The following is a 23068-nucleotide window of genomic DNA, read 5'->3' on the forward strand; positions in this document are numbered from 1 at the left end:
ACGGTGTCGTGGCAACTGGGGCAGACGTACTCGGTGAGTTTCGTCGTCTGGTCGTTGTATGACATCCGTGTGCCACAGTTGGTACAGTACATTATAATTGTATATATTCAACTAAAGAGTATAAACTTTCTCCCGCCCATAGTCGGCTCGGGCGAGAGACGGCCTGAAACGGCTGGATTATGCTATACTGTCACATGATACCGCTGGGACCCCCATCCTGTGGTGCTGGACAGGGTCCCCAGAACGCGGACGGTCACCGACGACAGGCGGCCGGCCGAGAACGCTGGCGCGGACTATGACCCGCCGTGTCCCGTCGGGTCGATTCTCGGGTCGGTGTCCTCGATAGCGTTCTCGATGTCCGAGAGGTCGGTCGGGTCGGCCGGTGACGGCGAGCGCTCCTCGGCGGCCGTCAGGTCCAGGTCCGGCGCCGTTGCGGCCTCGTCGAAGCGGTCGTCCACGTCGACGGGCTCGCCATCGAGTCTGGCTTCCGTCCGCGAGAGCCGGTGTTCGACGGCGTCGAGTTCCGCTTCCAGGTGGTCGGTGGCGTCCGGATAGCAGTCCCTGGCGTCCGCCAGTGCCGTCTCGAAGGCCGCCCGTGCCGTCTCGTACTCCTCCAGGGCGGCGTCGGGCTGGCTGGCGTCGGCATACCAGTCCCCGGCCTCCATCGCGTCCGTCGCGACCGTCCGCCGGGCGGCGACGAGGTTCTCCGCGACGGCCCCCAGTCGGTCCCGGACCTTCTCTGGGTCGCCGGCGAACCGCCGCTCGTCAGCGCCCCAGTCGAGTTCCAGGACCTCGCGGTAGGATTCGAGCGCCTCGGCCCAGTGGTCGGCGGCGACAGCTGGGTCCGCTGCCGCGACAGCCTCGTTGTCGGCTGCGACCGCGGTGCGAAGCGGCGACCGTTCGAGGTCCTCGACGACGTCGTCCAGCCGGTTCCGCTCGGCGCGGACGTCGGCGAGGTCGGGGACGTCCTCCGTCGGGAGCGAGAAAATCTCGTCGTACTCCGCCCGTGCCGCGTCGTAGGCGTCGTACGCCGCCTCGAACTCGTTCTGTCGCCAGTGTCGCTCGCCGGTGTCGACGGCCCGTCTGGCGCGACTGCGGCGGACTTCCGTGAGTGTCCCGATGTAGCGCGCCCGCACCGTCGCGACGCGCCCTTCGAGCGCGTTCGCATCTCCTGGCGGGGCGAACTCGGCGGCCGTCTCGCCGGCCGTGTCGAGGCGGTCCTCGGCTTCCAGCACCGTCTCCAGTGCCTCCTCGTGGTCCCCCCGGTCGCGCTGTTCGGTTGCCGTCACGAGCATCCGCTTGACCTCGTCCAGGATGTTCTCGACGCGGACCCACGCCTGCGACGCGTGCGAGAGATACGCGGTCAGGTCGACGAGTCCCTGCTTGCCACAGTGGACCCGCCACTCCGTGTCGCCACACCGCCGGAACGTGATCCGGCCGTGTCCCAGCGACCGGTCGCCCGCGACCTGGTCGATGTCGACGTGTGGGACGGTGTACTGCGTGTCGCCGTCGTCGTGGCCCACCAGTACCAGAAGTCGCCTGTCCGTCACGACGCCGATCATGCGGTAGTTGCTTCCCGGCCGCACCGTCTCCCCGGACTCACCCGCACCGATCTCGATGCCGTGCTTGCGGCTGGTGAGGGCGAACTGCGGCGTCTCGTCGTCGTCGACGGCTGCGAGTGCCGGCCCGTCGTGGAGATACCCGGACGAGAAGAGCCCGCCCGGACCGGTGCCGGTGAGAACGTCGGGCGGGTCCCCCTCTAAATTATCTAAGTTGATAATTTTTCCCATTATCGGGTTGAAATACGTCTGAGGCCTTGAGTTTCACTTATCTATTCTGATATTGGTTGGATAAATTAATATAGTTTATAAGTGGATTATACTGTCGGTCCCCGGCCGAGGCCACGGCCGTCGATGGCCAGCGTGTCTCGCGGCTCGTCCGGCAGTCGGCAGACAGGCGTCTGACTTGGCTTTAGGTGTCATGTCTCCGTAGTCGTCGACATGCCACGTACCCGTCTCGGCGGGGGGTCGTCCCGGGACCGACAGGGTGGTGCTCTCTCGGCCGACACGACCCGCCTCGGAATCGATACCGACGTGTTCGAGCTGCTTTCGGCCCGTCGGGAGCACAGGATGGCACGGACCGAGCCCAGAATCGAGCGGTGGCTGAACTGCTGGCAGAACCCCTAGTTGGTCTCTACGAGCCGCGCCGCGATGCGCTGAGCGCCGATGGTCGGAGCGACGTCCGGCTCGTCGGCGGCGATGACTTCGATGTCGCGGTTCAGCTCCGCACTGAGCCGTTGCTCGAACTCGTCGACGATGCCAGGGATGCAGGCCATGCCGCCGGTGATGGCGATGGGCCTGTCGAGCGCCAGCTGGTACACCTTCATGTAGTCGTTTGCCAGCTCCGGCAGGAACGTGTTCGCCAGCTCGTCGACGGCGTCGTCGAGGTACTCGTCGAGCGCGTCCATCACCGAGCGCTCGATGGTGAACTCGTGTGAGCCGCCGCCGGGCTGCTGGATGATGTCGGTGAACGGCTCGAAATCGACGAAGTCGGCGTGTTCTTCCTTGTACTCGCGGGCGGTCTGGTTGTCGATGTTGACACGGCCCTGGGTCTCCTCCTCGACGTAGTTGGCGATCATCCGGTCGACTTCGTTCCCGGTCACCGCGCCCGTCGTGAAGGGTGAGAGCTGCTCGCCGCGCCGGTAGGCGGAGGCCTCGAGGTTCGTCGACCCCATGTTGACAGCGACGAAAATCTCGTCGATGGCTTCGAGGTCGTCGCCGAAGGCCGGGATGGAGCCACACAGCGACTCCGGATAACTCTCGACGAGGTCCAGCCCGATAGAGGAGTTCTCGATGACGTCCCTGAGATTCTCCAGCCCGGTCGGGTTGTCGATGGTCGGGATGGCGTACACGACCCCGCTGTGGGCCGGGATGTCGTGCTCCTCGATGATCGCCTCGAAGAACGTCTTGGTCATCTCGGCCCGGTCAGCGTCCTCGGGCAGTCCCGACCGGAGCATGTACTGGACGCGGTCCGGGTACTCGCGGGCCGCTTCCTCGCCGTAGAGGATCTTCTCCTCGCCGGTCAGGGCGTCCTCGTAGGTCGCCATGCAGGTCAGTGTCTTGATGATTCGGTTCTCCGTGCCGTGTTCGCCCGGCAGGGCAATGACAGTCCGGGTGCTCCCGAGCTTTACCCCGACCGGAACAGCGGCAGCGCCGCCTGACGACACACCGGCGTCCGATTCGGACCCGGTGCCGTCGTCCGCATCGTCGTCACTCATGTACGGTCGTCCTTGTTGACCACCCGATATATATCCTCTCCCTAGTATTCAGGACTGATAGCTGCCCCCTCCGGTAGCTGGGGCTGAAACCCGTCAATATCAGGGGTTCGAGACAGAGAATTGTTTCTGAAAACGAAGATTACGTCATCGCAGTGAGCTTCGCGACGTAGACGAGACTCAGCATGTGGTCGTCGACGCTCAGTTCGTTGTCGTCGTTGGTCGCGGACTCGTCGATGCCCAGCAGGTAGTCCGAGAGGTCGTCCTGTACGTCCTCGGTTATCCAGTCGATGGAGCGGTAGTACTCGAGCGCCTCGTCGGCCCCCTGGTACCCGGAGTGCATCAGCAGGAACTCCAGCCACTCGAAGACCACGAACTCCGCGGCGTAGGTCTCGGGCAGTGTCTCGAGATAGGGCTTCTCCTGGGCCTCGCCGCCGAGGAAGGGCAGCAGTTCACGGTACAGCCCGGAGCGAAAGGAACTCCCCGCGGGCACTTCCTCGCCGGCGTCGTCCAGTCCTATGTCCAGGTCCGTCGGGTCCGGGACGTCCTCGTCGCTCATCCCGTTCCCACGCTGACGAGCCATCTTCCGCAGCTCGTCGAGGTCGTAGTCACGCGGGTTGATAGTCATGATACTGGCCCTTCAATCCGAACAATCATAAATCTTGCACACCGTCAGACGGCCGTCATGCACGCGCTCGCGGGCGTTTCCGGTTCACCCCCGCTCCGTCTCCGAGTTGCGACGTTGATAATCGGGACCACATTTTTATAGTGACTCGGGGTCGACCTGTGGATACTCCGACGATGAACCGGCAATCAGGAACCGGTCCAGCCCGCTTCTGCGTGACCAACGCGAAAGGCGGGACCGGAAAGACGACTGTTGCGATCAACGTAGCCGGTGCACTGAACGACCGCGGCCGGGACGTCCTCTTTATCGACCTCGACCCGCAGGGCAACGCCACGGAGGGCGTCGGCCTGGTCGAGGCCTACGACGCCGAGCCACCGACGCTGTTCGACGCACTGACCGGCGACCCGTCGGCGCTGGGAGAGCTTATCTGCGAGGGTGAGGAGATGGACGTGATTCCGTCGAGCATCGATATGCTCCAGGCCGAACACGAACTGACCATCGCGGACCTCATTGCCAGAGTCAACACGCGGGGCGGGGATATCGACCAGGCCGACCTTGCCTCGTTTGCCATCAACGTCACGCCGGAGATGGTGACGGGGTCACACGCGCTCGACACGCTCGACCGGGCGCTGTCGACGCTCGATACCGACTACGACTACGTCATCATCGACTGCCCGCCGTTCTACGGGAAACTGACAGACACCGGCATGTACGCCGCACAGAACGTCCTCGTTCCCGCACTGACCGAGGCGACCTCCGAGCGGGCCATCGAACTGCTGATGGACCAGATGGCCGCGATGGAGCGCGGGACCGACGCGTCGATAAACACGCTCGGCGTCGTCGCCAACCGCATCGAGACCACCGCCGAGGACGAGACGATGCTCGAGTGGTTCAACATGGCATTCCCGGACAGCCCCGTCTGGGAGGTCCGCAAACGGGTGGCGCTCCAGCGGGCGTTCAGCGCCGGCCGGTCTATCTTCGCGACCGAGGAATCGTGTGACATGGCGGCCGTCTTCGAGGACATCGCCGCGGAACTCGACGAGCAGTTCGGCTTTACCGACACAGAGGTACCAGCATGAGTGACGACGAACGCATGGACAGGGCGGAGCGCATCCGACAGATGCGCGAGGGGAACAAGGCCGAAAGTACCGACGACACCGAGGAGACGGACGACGCCTCGGCGGACGGGGCCGGTGGGCGTTCCGACGACGCGGCCGAGGACGCAGCCACCGAACCGACAGCCACGGAGCCAGCGGCCGCCGCCAGCGACGACGCGACCGGCGACGGGGGCGGGGCCAACGGAGTGGCTGCCGACGACGGCGACGCCGACACAGACACCGGCGGCACACCCCCTGACCAGGACGACACCGACGCGATGGCCGCGGCACAGCGGGCGGCTGAGGCCTCTGCACAGGTGGCAGGCGACGCTGACACCGGCACTGACGCTGCCGACCAGCCGACCGACGACCTGTCGGCGTCGGCCACCCCGATGCAGGGGCCGACCGGCGTCGAACTACCCGACCAGGAGCTCATCGAGGCGGCGATGGAGTCGGGCACCGCCGCGACGACCGAAGGCGGCGCTCGCGCCGCGGCGGTCGACGACGAGTCCGCCCAGACCGAGGAACTGGTCCGGGTACTCGAGTTCGCGCTCGGCGACGAGTACTACTGTCTCGACATCGACTACGTCGAGGAGATCGTCAAACGCGAGTCGGTCACCCGCGTTCCAAACACCGACGACTACGTCGAGGGCGTCGTCGACCTCCGGGGCCAGATCACGACGATTCTCGACCCCAAGGCGATGATGGACATCGACAGCGACGGCACGCAGAACCTCATCGTGGTCTTCGACGCTGATGTGTTCGAGGAACAGGGCGCGATGGGCTGGATCGTCGACGAGGTCCGGCAGGTGGTCCCCGTCGCCGAATCCGAAGTGAACGCCGCCCCGGTCGACGGCGAGTACATCAACGGCGTCGTCGACCGCGACGACGAGGACGAGTTCGTCATCTGGATCGAACCTGACGACGTGCTCGAGAACGCGACCGAAGACGGCGAGGACTGACGCGCTGTTTTCCGGCCTGGTTGAAGCCCCTTCCTGACCGATACAGAGGCGCCATGCAGCACGGCGGCTTCTTTTTATGTCGGAGATGTGGAACCAGCTGCTCACTGAGCCTCCAGAAGCCCGAGGGGAGTTTGTCTGGAGTCGATGTGTGGCACCACGTGAGACCGAGTACTCCCGGGAGTTGGGAGTCTGATGTGGCGATCTGTGTATATGTAACCGGCGGGGGTCGCGAGATGCGCCGTCAGGACTCGCGCCACTTGTGGCCGCACTCGACGCAGGTGAACAGCCGAACTTCGTAGGAGCCGCCCGGCTTCGGCAGCATCTCGTAGTAGGCCCGGTCGCTGTCGCAGTCGTCCGCCGGACAGGGTTCCTGTATCGTCTCGGAGGAGTCCTGGGTCGCGTCGGCCACGGCAGGTGCCCCGTCGTCCCGCTGTCCATCCTGGGTCGCCATCGCCGCTTCTGCTTGCGAGTCCCGCGGCGCCTCGTGCTCACAGGAGCGACACACCCAGGTGTCACCCTCCGTATGCATTATTGAACCACATTCGTCACAGAATTGCATATAAAATCCGAATACACGGGTGTCGGATATACGTGTTAACTTCCGCTCCGCCGTGGGTTTCAGGCAACGGTTCGTGCTGACGGCCGCGAAAATCCATTTTCGGTTGAGGGTGTCACCGAGGCTGTTTTTCCGGTGTTGTTACTCGCTGTCCGACTCCTCCTCAAGGTCCAGTTCCTCCCTGACGAGGTCGACCGCGTTTTCGACGGCGCCCACAGTCCCCAGATAGCCCGCGCCGACGGTCGTCTTGAGCGCCAGCGCGGCCCGCCCGGTGAGGATAGAGGGGCCGACCTTCGCCACGGCGTCGTCGCCGACCGAGACCAGCCACCCCGGCACGTCGAACTGGTACTGGGTGAGCCGGGGCTGGAACTCGCCGGAGCTGTTCTGCCTGTGGTCGATGACGGTTCCGATGTTGTCGGCGGCGACGCGGGCCTCGCGGATGGCCGCCGCCGCGCTCGCCGGCACGGCCTCGCCGTCGCTGTCGACGACCCGGGCGGCGTCGCCGACGGCGAACGTCGAGTCGCCGAGACGGAGATCCGCCCGGACGACGGGCCGGTCGGCGTCCAGCGCCGGCGACCCCTCGATGCCGCCGGTCCAGACGAACTGGTCCATCGCTATGTCCGAGCCGTCTCCGAGCGTAATAGCGTCGGCATCGGCCCCGGCCACACCGGTTCCGGTTCTGACCGTCACGCCGACATCGACCAGCGCGTCGTGGACCGCCGACTGGAACGACGCCGGGAACGACGGCGCGACGGCGTCTTCCTGTTCGAGCAGCAGGACCTCGATATCGCTTCCGTCGCGCATCTCGGCCAGTTCGCCGGCCACCTGGACGCCCGACAGGCCGGCGCCACCGACGACCGCGCGGTCGCCGTCGCCGAGGTCGAGGAACCGCTCGCGGATCTCGCGGGCGTCGTCGAGGCGCTTCAGCGGCGTCGCGTGCTCGCGCACGCCCGGAAGGTCGTAGAACGCCGTTTGCGCGCCGAGACACATCGCACCGACGTCGTAGGACAGCGTCTCTGAGCCGTCGAGCGTCGCCGTCCCCTCGTCGGGAGCCACGTCCGTGACCGTCGCCCGTCGGAGTTCGCAGTCCAGCACCGTATCGAGGTCGACGGTGATCTCCTCGGCCAGCGACGGCCGCCGGACGACCCGGTGGAGTTCGTGCTGGACGAGGTGCTCGTCCCCCTCGTCGACGACGACCAGCGAGACATCATCTGGAAGCGTCTGTTCGAGTTTCCTGGCGAGCGTGAGCCCTGCGTATCCGGCTCCGAGAACGGCGACGCGCATTGTACCGCCCGGTTAGGGCGGCGTCCGGTTAATCCTGTGCAAGGGCGATAGCCGACCACCCCGATTCAACTCAAAACAGCGCCTCGTCCTCGTCGAGAACCTGTGCGGGCCCGCCGACATCCCAGACGCGGGTGTCGACGCCGCAGTCGGCGACCGTCTCCTCGACGCGGTCGACGTACGGTTCGGTGGTGTTGATGTAGACGCTCGCGCCGGTGTCGACGGAGAAGTACACCGGGATGTCCTCGGCGTTGCGGAGCTCTCGGACGGCGTTGAATATCTCGATGGTGCGTGGCTGCCAGTACACCCAGCCCGCGGGACCGGTCATCGTCGCGGCGGCAAGCGAGAGTGAATCCTTCTCGGCGAGGTCGAAGACGGCGTCGAAATCGCTCTCGTACAGCGCGTCGCGCATGTCCGAAATCTGGCCGTGGATGTGGGCCATCCGCGACTCGAACATGTGGCTCTCGGCGGCCTCCCTGTGAGCCTCCTCGGTTTCCTTGTAGGAGGGGACCATCCCGGCGACGACGCGCAGGTCGTCTTCGAGGTCCGTCTCGATGCGCTCGCTCCGGCAGTCCCGGTCGTTCATCCCGGTCCGCAGGTGGGAGAACGCACCCGTCACCGCGCGTGCAGCCGAGGAGGAGCCCCGACGTGCGACGGTCGAGATTTCGGGCCGTGTCATGTCCAGCCCGGCCGCTTCGACCAGCGCCATCGCCGCGGCGGCAAAGCCCGACGAGGAGGAGCCAAAGCCGATGTTCGTCGGGAAGTTGTTCGCCGACTCGAACCGCACGCCGTGGTCGATGCCCGCGAGGTCCCGGACGTGGTCGACGACGGCGTCGATGCGCTCGGCCCCGCGGCCGGTGACCGCCTCGCCGTCGATGACGTACACGTCCTCCTCGCGGTCCGGCTCGAAGGCGGCCGTCGTCTTCGAGTGGCTCGGCGCGGTACAGACGGAGATGCTGTCGTGGTACGGCAGTCGCAGTTCCTCGTCGCGCATCCCGTGGTACTTGACCAGCCCCTGGATCGGATGTGCCTTCGCGGTCGCTTTCATACCTCACCCTTCCGGGCCTGTCACTTTGCTATTGCGAACCGCCGTCGCTGGCACGGCGCCGAACCGCCGGCAGCGACCGACTGAAAGGAGCGTGTCGGAGTCGTCAGTACTCGGGGTTCTCTTCGCGGACGCCTTCGCGCTTGTTGACGAGCCGGGCAAGCGTAAACAGGGCGTCGGAGAGCCGGTTCAGGTACATGATGGCCGCCTCGTTCACGCCGGCCTCCTGGGCGGCGAAGCTGACACAGCGGCGCTCGGCGCGCCGACAGACCGCGCGTGCGTGGTGGAGTTTCGCCCCTGGCTCCGACCCGGAGGGGAGGATGAACGATTCGAGCGGGTCCAGTTCCGCGTCGGCCTCGTCGATGAGGTCTTCGAGCGTTTCGACGTGGGATTCTTCGATCCGTGGGTCGTCCTCGTCCGGACTGGGGTTTGCGAAGTCGGCCTGGACGATGTGGAGGTGGTTCTGAATGACCCGGAGCTTCTCGTCGATGTCGTCGTGGCCGGTCGGCCTGACGACGCCGACCAGCGCGTTCACCTCGTCGACGGTGCCGTAGGCCTCGATTCGGCGGCTGTCCTTCGATACCCGCTCCATGTTCCGGAGGTCTGTCTGGCCCTGGTCGCCGCGACCGGTGTAGATAGTCATACCTGAATCTGGCACTGCCAGCGTCTTATACTCGTGGGCGAATCGTTTGGGGGCGGGCGACCGTGGCACCGAAAGCGGCGTCAGAGCCGGCGGCGGACCTCCGAGAGCGCGGCCGGCGAGAGGTCCAGCCTGGCGAACAGCGCCTCGCGCTCGTCGGCGTCCCCGTGGCCGGCGACGAAGCCGTTTAGCCGGGCGGCGACCGTCGAATCGACGAACGCATCGCCACAGCTGTCTGCGAGTTCGTCGGCGACCACCGGCGTCGACCGGAGCTCGTACTTCTGGTGGTAGTCCTCCGCAAGGTAGAACCGGTCGAGGGTTTCGACCGCCGTCTCGACGGACTTCCCCGTCCGTGATTCGAGTTCCTCGCGCGTCCGCCTGGCGGTCTCGCGCTGCTGGTCGTCGTGTGCAAGCACCACGCCGCGGTACTGGCGCTTCCGGGGCGCCGAAAACGGCGTGTGGTTCGCCCAGAACACGTCCAGCAGTTCCTCGTAGCTCACCACGTGGGGGTCGTACTCGACCTGAACGACCTCGGTGTGGTCGCCAAGCGAGTAGTAGCTTGGGGCCGGGTCTGTCCCGCCGGCGTAGCCGACCCGCGTCCTGACCACGCCCGCCATCGCGCCGAACCGCGCGTCCGGTCCCCAGAAACAGCCCATCCCGAACGTCGCCGTTTCCGTCGCCGACGGTGGCGGTGCCTCGGCATCGACGGTCAGTTCTGTGGGGCAGGTCGGCTCGTATGCGCTCGGGGTCATACCTGAACGAAGGGGTTCCGGCGGTTTGCCTGCTTCGACGGCCCGAGTGGAACCGGGAAATTCAACTGTACCCCTGCGAAAACAACTCCACATGGGCCTCGAACTCGAACATTACTGTCCCGAATGCGAAGAGTACCGCGACTTCTGGAAGGTCGCGAGCACGACGATGCACCTGGGGACCAAGGTCAAGTGGCACTGCCCGGAGTGTGACTACGGGTTCGTCCGCATCGACGGCGAAGTCGACACGGGCCAGGCAGCATAGCTCTCCCGAGCGGTATAGAGCCCTCTTAGCAGTTGTTTTACACTATCCCCGAGAGGTCTCTCTTACCGATGAGCCTCGACACGGGCGGTACAGAGAGCGCGACAGACGAGCGAACGCGGGCCCCACAGGAACTGTCGATGACCGTGGTCGAGTACACCGGCGAACCGGACCGCTGTACCGTGGCGCCGCGGGGGCTCTCCGGCGTTGCCAAACTGTCGACGTGGATTACCGTGGACAGGGCGGTTGTCGTCGACCTGGACGCGGTGCGGTGACCGAGAGTTTTTACCGGGGAACCACGGACATAGAACCGATGAGCATCGAGGTCCTACTGGTAGACGAGGACGTAGACGTTCTCGAGATCGTCGGCACGTTCCTGGGACAGGAAGACGGGTTCGAGATCACGACTGAGGACGACCCCGAGGCGGCGCTGGACCTGGCAACAGAGGGCGGTTTCGACGCAGTCGTCAGCGACTACAAGATGCCCCGGCTCGACGGGATGGAGCTGTGTCGCGCGCTCCGGGACAACGACGTCGACATCCCCTTTCTCCTGTTTACGGCCCGCGAACACGACGACGTCGCGGATGCTGCCGCGGAACACGGCGTCACTGCCGTGGTCCAGAAGGGGACGGGGACCGAGCAGTACGGCGTGCTCGCCGACCGGATCCGCGACGCCGTCTAGGTATCTATCCGAGGCAGTTCTAGCGTGACGACTGTCCCACCGTCCCGACCGCCGGCGAAGTCGACCGTGCCGCCGTAGGTCTCGGTCACCCAGACGACCAGCCACAGGCCGAGCCCGGTCCCGTGATGGAGTTGCGTGATCGGTTCGTCGCCGGTCACGACGTCGAGTTCGTGCTGTGGAATCCCCGGCCCGTCGTCGGCGACAGTGATCGAGACGGTTCGCTTGTCAGCCTGGACGTCGATGCGGACGGACGGGTCGTCGCCGCCGTGTTCGAGACTGTTCTCGATGAGTTCGCCGAGAACCCGATGCAGGCGGCCGTCGCCCGCTGTAACCGACGTGTCCGGGAGGGCCGTCTCTATCCGGCCAGCGTGGTCCTCCCGGTACGAGGAGACGATATTCGAGACGGCGGCGTGGACGTCGATCGGGTCTGTGCTGAACTGGTCGCGTCGGACGGACTGCTCCATGTCGCGTGCGCGCTCGCTCAGCGACGCCATCTCCTCGGCCTTCCGCTTTAGTCTGTGGAGAATGGAACGGAGGTCCCCGTCGTCGATTCGCTCCTCAAGCGCGTCAGCCATCCCGAGGACGACAGTCAGGTCGTTCCGGAGGTTGTGCCGAAGCACGCGGTTGAGCAGTTTCAGCCGACGCTCGCGCTCCCGCTGGTCGGTGATGTCGGTGTAGATGCCGAACCCACGGACGCTGTCACCGTCCCGGCTGTACGGCACGCCCCGGAAGAGGAAGTCACGGAACCCCGTCTCGGTCATCAGCCGGAGTTCGGTCTGGAAGGGGTCACCGTCCGCCTGCTTGTCGTCGAACCGGGGCAGTTCGCCGTGGGTGGTGTCCGGCGGCCGGAGGAGGTCGGAGAGCGGACTGTCTACGGCTCCGTCCTGGCTGTACCCGAACACGTCGGAGAACGCGGGGTTGACCGACCTGACGACCGACTCGTCTCCGACCGTCTCCGTCTCGATGACGGCGTCGGGGAGCGTGTTGAACAGATACGAGAACCGGTCGCGCTCGTCTTCCAGCTCCGCCCGCGCCTGCTTGAGTTCTGTCAGGTCCCGGACGACGCCGACAGTGCCACGGAACTGGTCCTCGTCGAGCAACGACACCTCGATTTCGGCCGGGCGCTGCTCCCCGGCGGCCGTCTCCAGCGTCGTTTCGAACTGGAGCGACCCGGTCTCGCCCTGCTGGCGGAGGTCGGTGATACGGCTATCGAACTCGCCGATTGCGTCCCGGTCGAGCACAGCACGCGGATGTTGGCCCAGCAGCGTCTCCCGCTCGTAGCCCAGCCACTCCGCGAGCGGTTCGGTAATCAGTCGGACGCGGCCCTCGTCGTCGAGGACGTACATCATATCACGGACGTTCTCGACCACCGATTCGTACCGCAACAGGCTCCGTTCGCGCTCGACGCGGTCGAACGCGGCGGCCGCGTTGGATGCGAGAATCTCCCCGATAGAGACGTCGGAGTCGGTGAACTCGTGACCCTCTCGCGTGCCGATGCTTACGACCCCGTGGTCACCGATCGGGAGATACATCACTGCGGCCAGAACGTCGGAATCGTAGTTATCGACCCGTTCGAACTCGTCGACGACCAGCGGGTCGCCGCGCTGGAACGCGTCGCCGGGGAACCCCTCGTCGGCGTCGTACACCGGTCGCTCGGGGACGGTGTCGCTTGCGGCGACCGGTCTGAGCGTGTCCGTCTCCTCGTCGTACAGCCTGACGAGCGAGTGGTCGAACCCGAGGTCCGACTCGGTGGCCTCGATGACTGTCTGGGCGACTTCCTGGGGCGTCTGGGCCTGCATGAGCGACCGGGTCGTATCCAGCAGTCCGGACAGCGCCTCGTCGCGCCGTTTCTGCTCCGTGATGTCCCGGATGACCCCCGCGGTCCCGGCGAATCGCTCGTCGTCGTCGTACAGCAGCGTCATGTGGTCCTGGGCCGGGAACGAGTCCCCCGACGCCTGCTGGATCTCCAGCTCGAACGTCTCCTCGTCGTCGCGGTCCTCGAATATCATCTCCTGGACGATGGACGTGGCCCGCTCGACGACCCCGTCGTTCTTGATGAACCCGGTGTAGGAGTCGAGCAGTTCGCTTTTCGAATAGCCGGTGAGGTCCGTCATTGCCTGATTGACGAACTCGAAGTGCCCCTCTGAGTCCAGTGCGTACACGCCGTCGTCGACCGCTTCGATGATGTTCTCGTAGCGCTCGAGCTCGTCCTCGCGGTGGCGGCGTTCGAGTTCGTGGTTCACCCACTCCACGAGGACGTTCATGAACGCCTCCTCGCTCTCGGAGAACGACTCAGACCGGGGCCGCTCATCACCGAAACAGAGCGTTCCGTAGGGCTCGCCGTCGACCGTGATGAGGCCGCCGGCGTAACACGCGACACCGCTTTGCTGGTACACGTCCCTCGCATGGCCGCCCTCCATTGCGGCGTCGGTAGTCGCGTAGAGGTCGCCGGATTCGAGCACCCGCTGGCAGTAGGTGTCTTCCAGCGGTGTCCGGGTCCCGGACTCGAGCGAGGAGCGGCCAGTAATCGTCTGGATTTCGTGAACACCGTCCTCGATACGGCTCAGGTAGCCAAACGCCATGTCGAGGCGCTCCAGCCCGATTTCGATGACCCGCTCGACTGTTTCGGCCTCGCTGAGCCCGTTGCCGGTGGCGAGCTGTGTCAGCTCCTGCAGCGAGTCGTTGTTGGCACGCAGCGTCTGTTCGCGCTCCTTGCTCTCCGTGATATCCGTGGCGATGGCGACGAGGCGCGGGGCCTGTGCGTCGCGCTCCTCGACGACGCCGCTCGTCCGGAGCCATCGCGTCTCTCCGTCGACGACGGCCCGGAACTCGGCGTCGAATCGCTCGTCGCTCTCGGGCAGTCGCTCGAACGCCGCTTCGAGCGACTGGCGGTCGTCGGGGTGGACGTACTCGTGGAACGCCGAGACGGTGCCGTCGAAGGCCTCCGGGGTCGTCCCGAAGAGGGCCGCGGTCGCTTCGTCCCAGACCATCTCGTCGGTCCCCAGGTTCCACTCGTAGACGCCGGTGTCCGTTCCGTCGAGCGCGAGGTCGAGCCGCCGGTTCGTCTCTTCGAGAGCCCGCTCGCGCTCCTTGCGGTCGGAGATGTCCCTGAGGACCCCAGTACAGAACCACTGCCCCTCGCGCTCGAAATCGCCGAACGAGACCGCGACAGTCACCTGGTCCCCGGCGGCGGTCACGAGCGGGAGTTCGAGGTAGTCCCAGTCGACGTTCCGGTCGCCGGTCCGGAGATAGCGGTTCACCCCGTCGAGGTGAGTGCTTCGCAGGTGCTCGGGAATCAGCTTCAGGAAGTCGTCTCCGACCAGGTCCCCGCGGTCGTATCCCGTCAGCTCGGAGGCGCCCTCGTTTGCGTACACTATCTCGCTCTCGGCGTCGATCGTGACGACGGCGTCGGAGATACTGCCGGCGATAGCGTCGAAGGAGTCCACGATCTCCGTCGGCAACGGCGTTCTCGGAGCCACTTCGCCGGCTCCCTCCCCCGTTGTCCCGCGGTCTGTAGCGGGCTCCGGGTCCCCGCGCCGCTGGCTCACGACGTCGTTCACTCGGTCGGCCAGCGCCGCCTCGCTGCGGGGCACGTACTCGGTGACGCCGAGGCGCGTCGCGCGTGCGGCGACCACACCGTCCGGTTCGGCCGTCGTGAGGACGACCGGAAGCGCCGCGTACTGCTCGCGTATCGCCGCCAGCACGTCCAGCCCGGACTCCGCTCCCGACAGGTCCTGTTCACAGACGACTGCGTCGTAGGCGCGGTCGGCCAGTTCCGACAGCGCGTCCGTCCCTGTCGTGACCGAGACTGCAGCGTCAGGTGTGGCTGTGCCCGCGTCCCCGTCGGCGGACCCAACGTACAACAGATGCGGCGTATCGGACATAGCGTTCGGTTGTGACTGCTATACAGCGGGGTGGCATATACGCTCTGGCGGAAGTATCAAATATCGAAACGAGCGGCTACGTGTCGTCGAGCGACTGCCAGGAGAGCCGCGGGTTCCGGGCGGCAGTCACCTGGTCGATGCGTTTGGCCGCCGGACGCGACGGCGCGTCGGCGAGTTCGGCGTCGGAGTCGCCGGCGACGGCGTTGAACGCGGCCGCGAGCTGGTCCAGCGAGCGTTTGGTCTCTCCCTCGGTGGGCTCGGTCATCAGCGCCTCGTCGACGGTTTCGGGCCACTTCGTCGTCGGCGGGTGGACGCCGTAATCGAGCATCCGCTTGGCCGCGTCCGCGGCGTCTTGCTCGCCCGCGCTGGCGACGAACTCGTGGTGGAACGGGCCGAAGGGCACCTCGTACTCGATCTGCTCGGCGAGGTAGTTCGCGTTCAGGACGGCCTTCGCGCTGGCGTCCCGGAGCCCCTCGTCGCCGAGCCTGGCGATATAGGCGAAGGTCTTGACGAGTACCGGCCAGTTGCCGTAGAACCCGTGAACCTTCCCGATGGAGTTCGCCGGCTCGTAGTGTTCGTAGTTGCCGTCAGTCTCTCTGACGTGTGGAGCCGGGAGGAACTGGGCCAGTTCCTCGCGGACGCCGACCGGGCCGGCACCGGGGCCCCCGCCCCCGTGGGGCGTCGCGAACGTCTTGTGGACGTTGTAGTGCATCACGTCAAAGCCCATGTCGCCGGGGCGAGCCCGTCCAAGCAGGGCGTTGAGGTTCGCGCCGTCGTAGTACAGCAGGCCGCCGGCGTCGTGGACGATGTCGGCGACGTGCTCGATGTCGCGCTCGAACAGCCCCAGCGTGTTGGGGTTCGTGAGCATGAGCGCGGCGGTGTCGTCGCCGACGGCCGCCTCCAGCGCCTCGATGTCGACGCGGCCGTCGTCGCCGCTCGGTAGCTCCACGACCTCGTAGCCGGCCATCGCCGCCGTCGCGAAGTTCGTGCCGTGGGCGGAATCCGGGATGACGACCTCAGAGCGCTCGTGGTCGTTGTGCTCGTGGTAGGCCTTGGCGACCTGTATCCCGGTGAACTCACCGGCCGCCCCGGCGGGCGGTTGCAGGGTCACCGCGTCCATGCCGCCGATGCGGCCGAGGTAGTCCTGCAGGCGGTGACACAGCGCCAGCGTCCCCTGGACCGTCGAGTCGGGCCGGCTCGGATGAACGGCGGCGTCCGCCCGAGCGGCCACGTCCTCGGTGAAGGAGGGGTTGTACTTCATCGTACACGAGCCAAGCGGGAACGGCCCGCTCTCGACGCCGTAGTTCATCTGCGAGAGGCGCGTGTAGTGCCGGGCCAGTTCCGGTTCGGCGGGGTCCGGGAGCGTAAGCGAGTCCCGCGTCAGGTCTTCCGGCAGCGGCGAGTCCTCGATTTCGGTCGTTTCGTTCGCCTTCTCCGAGAGCAGCGGTTCGTAGCGGTCGTCGCTGTCGTCGGTCCAGCGGGCCTGGTCGTATTTCACGCGAGACACCCCCGTGTCGAGCGTGAAGCTCGTGGGACGCTTGTCCCACGGTGTTTCGCCGAGTATCGCGAGGCGAAGAGACACCCCCGTGTCGAGCGTGAAGCTCGTGGGACGACTGTCCCACGGCGGTTCGCCAAAGGCAGTGCGGCGAGTGTCATTTCGCCACCTCCCAGAACGCCGTGACGAACTCGTCTTCGGCCTCGGCGGTGGTCTCGGTCGCACACACCTGCACCAGGTGGTCGTCGACGGTGTGGACCGCGTAGCCCTTGTCCGCGAGGTCGGCGACAATCGCGCTGGCCGGCTGGTCCGTGTGGGCGAGGAACTCCCGGAAGTGGTGGCGGCCGTGGACCGGTGCCTTCACGCCGACGATGTCGTCGAGGCGGTCGGCGAGGTCGCGGGCGCGAGTGACGCAGTCCTCGGCGAGGTCGACCAGCCCGTCCGGGCCGAGCCACGCGGCGTGCATCGCGGTCCGGAGCGCGACCCACGCCTGGTTCGTACAGATGTTGGAGGTGGCCCGCTCCTTGCGGATGTGTTGCTCTCGCGTCTGCAGGGTCAGCGTGTACGCGCGGCGGCCGGCGGCGTCCTCGCCCGCCCCGACGAGGCGGCCGGGGACCTGCCGCAGATACGCCTCCCGGGTGACAAACATCCCCAGCCCGAACCCGTAGGCGGTGCCGGTCCCCAGTGACGCGGCGTCGCCGACGACCACGTCGGCTCCGACGTCTGCAGGGCGTTCCAGCAGGGACAGCGCAATCGGGTCCGAGCCCAGACAGAACAGTGCGTCGTGGTCGTGGGCTATGTCGCCGACCGCGCCCAGCCGTTCCTCTATGACGCCCCGGACCGTCGGTGACTCGGCGTACACCATCGCGGTGTCGTCGCCGATCTGGTCGGACAGCGCCGCCACGTCGACGACACCGTCAGTCATCGGGTAGGACGCGACTGTGAGGTCCGGACCGTCTGCGTAGTTCGACAGGACGGCGCGCTTGCCGTCGCGGAGGTGTTCGGGAACCAGAATCCGGTCGCCGGACACCGAACGTACTCGCTGGGAGAGCGTCGCCGCCTCGCCCAGCGCCGTCGCGTCGTCGTACATCGAGCAGTTGGCGACGTCGAGCCCAGTGAGTTCGACCAGCATCGACTGGAACTCGAAGAGGGCCTGCAGAAAGCCCTGGGCGACCTCGGGCTGGTACTGCGTGTAGGAGGTCAGGAACTCCGAGCGGCTGGCGAGGTCGTCGACCACGCTCGGGACGTAGTGGTCGTAGTGGCCACGGCCGAGAAACTCGGTGAGGTCGGCATTGCGACCCAGGAGGCCGGCGACTTCCCGGCGCGTCGCCCGCTCGCTCCGGGCGTCGATACCGAACTCGCCGTCGAAGGCCACGGACTCGGGAACGTCGAACAGCGATTCGAGGTCGTCGGCTCCGACTGCATCGAGCATCGCCGCGGTCTCTGCGGCCGTCTGCGGTGCGTACGGACTGCCTGTCGCGTGTGAATCACTATCGCTCATTGGAGAACCACCCAGTAGCGCCGGGGTGACATGATAGCGAAGCTAACGACCGTGTCCACATTAGAGTACTCCTTTTACCCCCTCAAGGGGGGCACTGCCACCGGGGTTATTCGATCTGGTCGCGGTACGCGGCGGGTGAGAGCAGGTCGTCGATGTCGCTCTCGTCGGCGATCTCGACCTCGAGCATCCAGCCGTCACCGAACGGGTCCTCGTTCAGCAGTTCCGGTTCGTCGCGGAGCCGGTCGTTGACAGCCGTGACGGTGCCGGAGACGGGGGCGTACACGTCGGACACAGCCTTGATCGACTCGACCACGCCGAAGTCCTCGCCCGCGGTCAGCTCTGTTCCTTCCTCGGGCAGTTCAACGAACACCACGTCGCCGAGTTCGTCCTGTGCGAACTCGGTGATGCCGACCTCGGCAGTGTCGCCGGAGACGCGCGCCCATTCGTGTGACTCCAGATATCGCAGGTCGTCGGGAACGTCGAAGCTCATCTATCGAGGAATGGCGTGCTCCTGATACGTGCTTTCTTCGGTTCTCCACGGACAACGACGCGGACGGATTCGCCCGGTTCGGCACGGGCCGCCGGGACGTAGGCGAGGGCGATTGGCGCCCCCAGCGTCGGACTCATCGTCCCGCTCGTGACGTGACCGAGCGGCTCCCCGTCCGGCGTCGTCACGTCGTAGCCGTGCCGTGGGACGCCGCGGTCGACGAGTTCGATACCGACGAGCTTCTCCTCGGGACCCTCCGCGGCGACCCCTTCGAGTGCGTCCCGACCGGTGAACTCCGTATCGAGCTTGACCGTCCAGCCGATACCGGCCTCGTAGGGCGTTCTGGGCTCGTCGACCGGATGGAACTCCTGGCCCGAGAGCAGAAAGCCCATCTCCAGACGGAGGGTGTCGCGAGCGCCCAGTCCGCAAGGCTGGCACTCCAGCGCGCCCCAGACCGCCTCGGCGTCGTCCCACGGGCAGAGGATTTCGAAGCCGCGTTCGCCCGTGTATCCCGTCCGGGCGATCAGCGAGTCGACGCCGGCGACAGCCCCGTCGGCCACCTCGAAGCGAGACAGGGTTGAGAGCGTGATGCCCTCCGTCTCAGCCGCCAGCAACTCCGGCGCGGCAGGACCCTGGACGGCGAGCATCGCGTACTCCTCGGTCCGATTCCTCACGGTCGCGTCCAGGCCTCGTTCGTCCCGTTCCGAGAGCCACCGTTCGGTCATCTCCCCGTCGTGTCCGGCGTTGGGGATGAACAGGAATTCGTCGGTCGCCCCCTCCGGCAGCCGGTAGACCACGGTGTCGTCCAGCATGACCCCGTCCTTGTCAGTGATGGCCGCGTACTGAGCCTCGCCCGGTTCCAGCGCTGTCACGTCGTTGGTGATCAGCCGCTGTGTCAGCTCGGCCCCGTCCGGACCGGCCACGGTTATCTCTCCCATGTGCGACACGTCGAACTTCCCAACCTCGCTCCGGACCGCCTCGTGTTCCGTGCGAATCGATTCGAACTCGACCGGCATCTCCCACCCGCCGAAATCGGTGAACGAGGCGTCGGCAGTTTCGTGAACCGCAGAGAGCGGTGGTGACCGCAGTGACATACGCGGACACGTCGTACCGCGTGGTCTTACCGTTTGGCCCCCGTGGCGCGCCGATAAATCATATGCGACGATATCAAATCCGCGATTTGGTCAGATGCGACCCTGAGACCACGGTCGAAAATTAGCCGCCCGCGTTCGTCTCCTCTCGCGCCCGCGGGAACGTGAGTTCGACCCGCGTCCCGCCGTCCGGGGCTTCCGTCAGCGTCACGGACCCGCCGATGCGGCGGACGAGCCACGTGACCGCCCACAACCCGAGGCCGCGACTGTGTGCTACTGGGCCCTCCGTCTCCGACGTCAGAACGTTGCGCTCTATGTCGGGGATACTGGACTCGTCGGTGTCGACCGTGACGGTGACCTGCCCCGAAGACGTCGGTTCGGCAGCAAGTTCGACGGTCGGGTCGGGCGTTTCGGTGTACTCCAGTGCGTTCTCGACAAGAATGTCGAGTATCAGGTCGATAGCCATCCTGTCACCCGATACCTCCGCATCGGTGGTTCCTACCTCGATGGTGGCCTCGGGATGCTGTTCTGCGAGAGCGTCCCGGACATCGGTGAGGGCCTGCCGGAGGTGAACTGTTCCATCTCGGGGGTCACGCTCGATGGCCCGGTCGAAGGTCCGTGCTCGCTCGGCCACCGAATCGAGTTCCCTCGACGCGCGGTCGATCCTGTCGATGTGTCCCCGAGCGGCGTCAGCGGTGAACTCGGACGACCCGAGTTCCTCTTTGAGGAGTCGCGTGTTCCCCCGTATCACGGTCAACTTGTTTCGGATATTGTGCCGGAGAATCCGGCTCATGACCATTATCCGCTGCTCTCGCTCCTTGTCCCGGGTGATGTCTCGAACGATTCCTCGTAGCTTTGGCGTCCCGTCCCGAACAGTTTTTTCGGCCCGGAGTCGGAACCAGCGCTCGGTTTCGTCCGCAGTCTTTCGGCGCGCTTCCAGCTCGATCGGTTCGCCGGTCTCACGACAGGTATCGATTGCATCGCGAACGGCCGCTCTATCGTTGGGATGGTACTGCTCGATGGCCTCCTCGAGTGTCGGGTTGTACTCCGGCATCCCGTACAGGCGCCTCATACCCGCAGTCCCCCCTATCTGCCCAGTTTCCAGGTCGAGTTCCCAGCCGCCGACGTCGGCCAGGATTTCAGTGCCGACGAGCCACTCCAGTTGCTCCTCTCGTTGTTTCAGTCTCGTCGCGTCGTCCAGTCCAACGACGACGCGCTCGACATCCCCGCCAGCACCCAGTATCGGCGCGGCGTTACTGGAGAACCACCGCTCTGTACCGTCGGCAAGCTCTATCCAGTGCTCGAACCCGAACACCGGTTCACCCGATTCGAAGACCCGCGTCACCGGGTGCTCCGACTCGGGGATCGGGGTCCCGTCTTCGTAGTATATCTCCCACTCCGGTTGGTTGTACCGTCTCCGGGTGATTTCCTCGCGTTCGAGACCGAGCAGCTCTTCGGCACGGGCATTAGCCGTCGAGATATCGCCGGACGGCTCCACGACGACGAGACCGACCGGGCTTATCTCGAACACCCGCTCGATGAGGGCCTGCTTCCGTTGGCGTTGCTTCCGTTGCGTGATATCTTCCGCCAGCCATACCACGCGTCCCGCATCGCCACCGACCGGCGTGGCGCGGGCCTCGAAGTGTCTGTCTACACCATCGAGCGAGAGCTGGTACTCCATCTGCTGGGTCTCACCCGTCTGTAAGGCGTCCTCGATGACTGTGTAAAACCGGTCAGCCTGTGGTGTGGAGAACACGTCCCAGAGATCTGTTCCCAGGAGCGTCTCCGGGTCTCTGTAGAATAAGGCCCCGTTGTGGGCGTTGTGGATAACGTCGACGAAGACGCCCTCGGCGTCTATGACGACCGCCGGGTCGGAGATAATCTCACAGAGCCCGCTTAGCACGTTAGTATCGGGAAGAGATTGATCAGTCATGATACCGAGTATCGATCCGTTGTCGCCGGTCGACTCCGTCTCGAAATACCATTCGAGAGGTGGGGTAGGTACCCTCCTAAGTTTTGCGCATACGCGTTTAATATAGCGAATATTGGTTTAGAACGTGAAACGGCACGCATAAGCGGGGCGGGCGGGGAAAGGGGCGCATGGAGCTGTTCCGTCGGATATTCGGGGAGATAGACTCGCGCCGTCGGGTCGGACTGTTCGTCGACGGCCCGAACGTGCTCAGGTCGGAGTTCGACGTCGACCTCGACGAGGTCCGCGACATCGCGGCCGAGTACGGCCCGCTGGCGCTGACCCGCCTCTACGTCGACCAGAACGCCTCGCCGGGGCTTATCCAGGCTGCCGAAGCCCGCGGGTTCGAGGTCCGGACCACCAGCGGCGACGTGGACGTGCGGCTGGCCGTCGACGCGACGGACGCCGCCGTCTCCGGCCAGATAGACGTCCTGGTCGTCGCCTCGCGGGACACGGACTTCAAGCCGGCGCTGGAAGTGGCCGCCAGAGAGGGTGTCAGAACGGTCGCCGTCGCGCCGGGGGAGTACGGCCGTTCCGACGCGTTGCGGAACGCGGCGGAGGACGCGGTGACCCTGTAGGGAGACGCCAACTGTTTTTCCGGCCAGTGCCATTGCCCGCGTATGGACATCGACGACACGCCGGTACTGGACAACCACCTCCACCTCGACCCGGTCAACGGACGGAACGTCGCCGCGGCCCAGGAGTTCGCCGACCACGGCGGGACGCACCTGCTCGTGCTCAACAAACCGTCCTGGCATCTCGTCGAGGCAGCGACCGAGGAAGCGACGTTCCGGGAGGCGTTCGACCTCACCGTCGGTGCCGCCGCCGAGGCGTCGGCAGTACTCGACGGGCGAGCGTGGCCGGTACTGGGAGTCCACCCGGCCCTGATTTCGAAACTCGTCGACGACGGCTACACGCCGCCGGAGGCGCGGGACATCATGCAGACCGGCCTCGACGTGGCGGCAGAGTACGCCGCCGACGGCAGGGCGCTCGCGATGAAGTCCGGCCGACCGCACTACGACGTGGACGACGCCGTCTGGGATGCCTCGAACGACGTGATGTGCCACGGGTTCGAACGCGCCGCCGACGTGGGCTGTGCGATACAGCTCCACACCGAGGGCGGCGAGGACTTCGAGGATGTCGCCCGCTGGGCAGAACAGCGCGGCCTCGACCGCACGCAGGTGGTCAAGCACTACTCCGGGGGCCGGCTCCGCGGCCCGGTCAAATCAGTGCTCGCGGACAAGGACGAACTGGAGATCGCCGTCGAGACCGACGAGCCGTTCCTGATGGAAACGGACTACATCGACGACCCGGACCGCCCCGGCGCGGTGCTGGGGCCGAAAACCGTGCCACGGCGCGTCCACTGGTTGCTGGAGAACGGCCACGAAGACGCCGTGCGGACGGCACACGTCGAGACGCCGGCAGACGTGTACGGTATCGACACCGAAGCGACGCTGGAGCGGTGAGT

22 protein-coding genes are annotated in these 23068 nt (G+C 65.9%); 8 read left to right on the forward strand and 14 right to left on the reverse strand.

Annotation, left to right across the window (positions count from 1 at the left end; all coding sequences use genetic code 11):
- Positions 1–293: 293 nt before the first annotated feature.
- On the reverse strand, positions 294–1790 hold the full coding sequence (locus KZ498_RS17605; protein WP_312620492.1) for a hypothetical protein: 1497 nt from the start codon (positions 1788–1790) through the stop codon (positions 294–296).
- Between the two features lie 210 nt (positions 1791–2000).
- On the opposite strand from KZ498_RS17605, the gene KZ498_RS17610 reads away from it, so the two are divergent.
- On the forward strand, positions 2001–2186 hold the full coding sequence (locus KZ498_RS17610) for a hypothetical protein (protein ID WP_312620494.1): 186 nt from the start codon (positions 2001–2003) through the stop codon (positions 2184–2186).
- Here KZ498_RS17610 and KZ498_RS17615 read toward each other — a convergent pair.
- Complete coding sequence (locus KZ498_RS17615; RefSeq protein ID WP_312620495.1) at positions 2183–3277, reverse strand: hypothetical protein; 1095 nt, start codon at positions 3275–3277, stop codon at positions 2183–2185. The genes KZ498_RS17610 and KZ498_RS17615 overlap by 4 nt on opposite strands.
- Before the next feature lie 139 nt (positions 3278–3416).
- A complete protein-coding gene (locus tag KZ498_RS17620; protein ID WP_312620497.1) occupies positions 3417–3902 on the reverse strand; it encodes a FlaD/FlaE family flagellar protein in 486 nt (161 codons plus the stop codon).
- 173 nt (positions 3903–4075) lie between these two features.
- On the opposite strand from KZ498_RS17620, the gene KZ498_RS17625 reads away from it, so the two are divergent.
- On the forward strand, positions 4076–4978 hold the full coding sequence (locus tag KZ498_RS17625) for a ParA family protein (protein ID WP_312620587.1): 903 nt from the start codon (positions 4076–4078) through the stop codon (positions 4976–4978).
- A complete protein-coding gene (locus KZ498_RS17630) occupies positions 4975–5958 on the forward strand; it encodes a chemotaxis protein CheW (RefSeq protein ID WP_312620498.1) in 984 nt (327 codons plus the stop codon). Before KZ498_RS17625 ends, KZ498_RS17630 begins: the two co-directional genes overlap by 4 nt.
- A 241-nt stretch (positions 5959–6199) precedes the next feature.
- On the opposite strand, the gene KZ498_RS17635 is transcribed toward KZ498_RS17630, so the two are convergent.
- The 5 genes from KZ498_RS17635 to msrA all read right to left on the reverse strand — a co-directional run bounded on the left by KZ498_RS17635 (position 6200) and on the right by msrA (position 10232).
- Entirely contained in the window at positions 6200–6517 is a 318-nt protein-coding gene (locus KZ498_RS17635) for a DNA-directed RNA polymerase subunit M (protein WP_312620499.1), read from the reverse strand.
- Between the two features lie 138 nt (positions 6518–6655).
- Positions 6656–7798 (reverse strand): FAD-dependent oxidoreductase, encoded by a 1143-nt coding sequence (locus KZ498_RS17640; RefSeq protein WP_312620500.1) that lies wholly within the window; start codon positions 7796–7798, stop codon positions 6656–6658.
- Between the two features lie 70 nt (positions 7799–7868).
- Positions 7869–8843 carry a phosphomevalonate decarboxylase MvaD gene (gene mvaD / locus KZ498_RS17645; protein ID WP_312620502.1) on the reverse strand — a complete coding sequence of 325 codons (975 nt, stop codon included), beginning with the start codon at positions 8841–8843 and terminating at the stop codon, positions 7869–7871.
- A gap of 103 nt (positions 8844–8946) precedes the next feature.
- A complete protein-coding gene (locus KZ498_RS17650) occupies positions 8947–9483 on the reverse strand; it encodes a cob(I)yrinic acid a,c-diamide adenosyltransferase (protein WP_312620504.1) in 537 nt (178 codons plus the stop codon).
- Between the two features lie 80 nt (positions 9484–9563).
- Positions 9564–10232: a peptide-methionine (S)-S-oxide reductase MsrA gene (gene msrA, locus KZ498_RS17655; protein ID WP_312620506.1), complete on the reverse strand. Its 669-nt coding sequence runs from the start codon at positions 10230–10232 to the stop codon at positions 9564–9566.
- Positions 10233–10323: 91 nt separating this feature from the next.
- Between msrA and KZ498_RS17660 the strand changes: the two genes are divergently transcribed.
- From KZ498_RS17660 to KZ498_RS17670, 3 genes are all read left to right on the forward strand, one after another.
- Positions 10324–10494: a hypothetical protein gene (locus tag KZ498_RS17660; protein WP_312620507.1), complete on the forward strand. Its 171-nt coding sequence runs from the start codon at positions 10324–10326 to the stop codon at positions 10492–10494.
- Positions 10495–10562: 68 nt separating this feature from the next.
- Positions 10563–10766: a hypothetical protein gene (locus KZ498_RS17665; RefSeq protein ID WP_312620508.1), complete on the forward strand. Its 204-nt coding sequence runs from the start codon at positions 10563–10565 to the stop codon at positions 10764–10766.
- 38 nt (positions 10767–10804) lie between these two features.
- On the forward strand, positions 10805–11173 hold the full coding sequence (locus KZ498_RS17670; protein WP_312620509.1) for a response regulator: 369 nt from the start codon (positions 10805–10807) through the stop codon (positions 11171–11173).
- Here KZ498_RS17670 and KZ498_RS17675 read toward each other — a convergent pair.
- The 6 genes from KZ498_RS17675 to KZ498_RS17700 all read right to left on the reverse strand — a co-directional run bounded on the left by KZ498_RS17675 (position 11170) and on the right by KZ498_RS17700 (position 21564).
- Complete coding sequence (locus KZ498_RS17675; RefSeq protein ID WP_312620511.1) at positions 11170–15057, reverse strand: PAS domain S-box protein; 3888 nt, start codon at positions 15055–15057, stop codon at positions 11170–11172. The genes KZ498_RS17670 and KZ498_RS17675 overlap by 4 nt on opposite strands.
- Positions 15058–15133: 76 nt before the next feature.
- Positions 15134–16555 (reverse strand): aminomethyl-transferring glycine dehydrogenase subunit GcvPB, encoded by a 1422-nt coding sequence (gene gcvPB / locus KZ498_RS17680; RefSeq protein WP_312620513.1) that lies wholly within the window; start codon positions 16553–16555, stop codon positions 15134–15136.
- A 154-nt stretch (positions 16556–16709) separates the two neighbouring features.
- Positions 16710–18053, reverse strand: coding sequence for an aminomethyl-transferring glycine dehydrogenase subunit GcvPA (gene gcvPA / locus KZ498_RS17685; RefSeq protein WP_312620515.1), 1344 nt, complete (start codon positions 18051–18053; stop codon positions 16710–16712).
- A 106-nt stretch (positions 18054–18159) separates the two neighbouring features.
- A complete protein-coding gene (gene gcvH, locus KZ498_RS17690; protein ID WP_312620516.1) occupies positions 18160–18543 on the reverse strand; it encodes a glycine cleavage system protein GcvH in 384 nt (127 codons plus the stop codon).
- Positions 18540–19634 (reverse strand): glycine cleavage system aminomethyltransferase GcvT, encoded by a 1095-nt coding sequence (gcvT, locus tag KZ498_RS17695; RefSeq protein ID WP_312620518.1) that lies wholly within the window; start codon positions 19632–19634, stop codon positions 18540–18542. The genes gcvH and gcvT overlap by 4 nt, the downstream gene beginning before the upstream one ends.
- Before the next feature lie 121 nt (positions 19635–19755).
- Entirely contained in the window at positions 19756–21564 is a 1809-nt protein-coding gene (locus tag KZ498_RS17700; RefSeq protein WP_312620519.1) for a PAS domain-containing protein, read from the reverse strand.
- A 167-nt stretch (positions 21565–21731) separates the two neighbouring features.
- Here KZ498_RS17700 and KZ498_RS17705 point away from each other — a divergent pair, with 167 nt between their 5' ends.
- Positions 21732–22178, forward strand: coding sequence for an NYN domain-containing protein (locus KZ498_RS17705; protein ID WP_312620521.1), 447 nt, complete (start codon positions 21732–21734; stop codon positions 22176–22178).
- A 42-nt stretch (positions 22179–22220) separates the two neighbouring features.
- On the forward strand, positions 22221–23066 hold the full coding sequence (locus tag KZ498_RS17710) for a TatD family hydrolase (RefSeq protein WP_312620523.1): 846 nt from the start codon (positions 22221–22223) through the stop codon (positions 23064–23066).
- Positions 23067–23068: the final 2 nt, after the last annotated feature.

It is taken from the genome of Haloarcula sp. 1CSR25-25, from assembly GCF_032027985.1.
Classification (GTDB): domain Archaea; phylum Halobacteriota; class Halobacteria; order Halobacteriales; family Haloarculaceae; genus Haloarcula.